The sequence below is a fragment of the Streptomyces sp. NPDC002742 genome, from assembly GCF_042888885.1.
Taxonomy (GTDB): domain Bacteria; phylum Actinomycetota; class Actinomycetes; order Streptomycetales; family Streptomycetaceae; genus Streptomyces.
The window spans coordinates 1,823-3,976 of the sequence record NZ_JBIAQF010000065.1; the positions used below are offsets into that span (position 1 = coordinate 1,823).

Below are 2,154 nucleotides of genomic sequence, written 5' to 3' on the forward strand. Positions count from 1 at the left end.
GATTCTGGTCGTAGTCCCGGTTGTTGCTGCTGCCCGCAGGTCGGTAATTGCGGATGAGGACACCGGCCTCGTAGACGTCAGTCCACAGTCCGCCGTTCGGGTCTTTCATGGTCGATTTCCCCGAACCGGCCGGCGCGTTGGCGGTGGGTTGCCAGGTGAAGGCGTAGGTGCCTCCAGAAGCATCGACTTGCTCTTTGATGCGCCCGGTGGTCGCGTCATAGGTGTTCTGCGTGACAGTGGTTCCCTTGGGATCGATAACCGTGGCAAGCCGGCCGGCGTCGTACGTGTACGTGGTCACGCCGCCGTTCGTTCCGGTCACTGTTTTCAGTTGCCCGGCCTCGTAGCCGTAGGCCACCGTCGTGCCGCCTGGCATGGTGACCGACCTGAGCCGCCCAGAGGCCGCGTCGACGTCGAGAGTGGTCTCGCGCCCGGCAGCGTCCGTGATTTTGGCGAGCTTCCCCCCTGCGTAGCCGAATGAAAGGCCATGCCCGGCACCGTCCAGCCAGCCGCTCAGTTGACCGGAGGTGTCAAAAACGCGACTGGTGTGGTCGATGTTGGTGACCGTGAAACCATTGCCGGATTGCGTCAGTACGTAACGCACCGGCTTGGGTGCTGTGTAAGAGCCATCGCTTTGCTTGACAAAGCCGATCTTGGCGCCGTCGGCTTCGTTGAGTGTTACGGTGCTGGCAGTAACCGTGAGTTTGGCCTCGAAGGGCAGCTTCCAGCCTTTCCCGAGCAGGCTGGTGGTGTCGCTGGACGCCGATGAATATGAGCGGGACAAGGTGAGAGAAAGGCCCTTGCCCGGGACGACTGCGTCGGTGACGGTATCCGTGACCGCGCCCGTCGCGGTGTTCACCGGATCTGCGATCCGTGTCTGGTACCAGCAGGTACACAGACCGGACAATCCGTCGCTGATGCCAGGCGTGTAGAGAGCCGGCGCTGCCGGACTGGTGGCTGTCGCCGTCCACTTCGTGGGCAGCCAATATTCGCGGTAGGTCAGCCTCTCCTGGCCTGGCACCTTGTAGAAGTGATTTTTCATCTCGGTCGCGTACGACAATTTCGCGTAGTAGGCCGTGCCTGCCTTACCTACGAGCACACCGTCACGCAACGACCACAGACACGTCTGCGGCGCTGTGCTGCCCATGCTCCACCGCAGGCACTGAGTACTGGTTTCTGCGCTGGTGGGAGTGTCCCTGCTGGTCAGTCGCGTCGCGACCAATTGGTTGTCCGAAGCCCGGTACAACTGCACACGCAGGATCAGTGGGAAAACGTTGGAAGCCTCTTGCCAGTCTGCCCCCACATACCATGTGGTGCTGCCGGGCCGATAGTTCGGGTACACCTTGAGATTGCGTGGGGTATTCGCTTTCAGCGGCGTCGCCACGCCAGCGGGATCCAGCTGTGATTCGTCATTGACGATGTAGGTGGCTCCCCATATTGCCCCTTCGAAATCAGAATCAGCCACAGTAGCCGCTGGAGCAGTCTTACGTGAAAGCTTGAGCTTACCCCGACCGGTCCTAATAGTGTCGGGCCCGTCACTGGCCTCGCTGCTTAACGCCTTCTGGCTGCGATTATGGTGGCGCAATCCGGGACGAATTGTCGCCAGTAGCTCATCTCGATCCAACTGGTATCTTCGCTGTTTGGCAGTCATCACCTTCGCGGGCTTAAGCGGCTTCGATGTGCGCTTAGCAACGGGTGCTGAAACCAGGAGAGGTGCATCACTGTATCCACTAGGCATCAGCGACAAGGAATTGGCGTATAACAGCGCAACCAGAACCGCTATTGCAGCGAAGATGCTCACTATCCGAATCCGCACCAGAGCTAACCTCTCAGTATTGGGGGCGAAAACTACACAGGTCGACCAACAGGGAGATCTGATCTTTTCAGATCCGCATGAGCTAACGTCAACCTCTCCTGCATCGGACGTACTAGATCCGGACACACAGAGGTCAAGTCGCGAACGCACTGAAAGTGCTGCAGCAGCTTACGCTCGCCCGGTTTGTGTATTCGGAATGCAAAACTCCGCTGGTTTCATTGCTCGCGACAAAGACCTGAATCACTGTGGTCCCGCGACACCAGCCCGGCGCAGGCCACGGAGGGGACGGCCAAAATGACCGTGCTCGTCACAGGCTGTTACCAGTTTGGCGCCGTCTAAGA

1 protein-coding gene is annotated in these 2,154 nt (G+C 59.5%); it reads right to left on the reverse strand.

Translation table 11 applies throughout. The features are described from left to right. A partial coding sequence (locus ACFYW8_RS44420; protein WP_389093822.1) for a DUF6531 domain-containing protein occupies positions 1-1,462 on the reverse strand: 1,462 nt, incomplete at its 3' end. Positions 1,463-2,154: the final 692 nt, after the last annotated feature.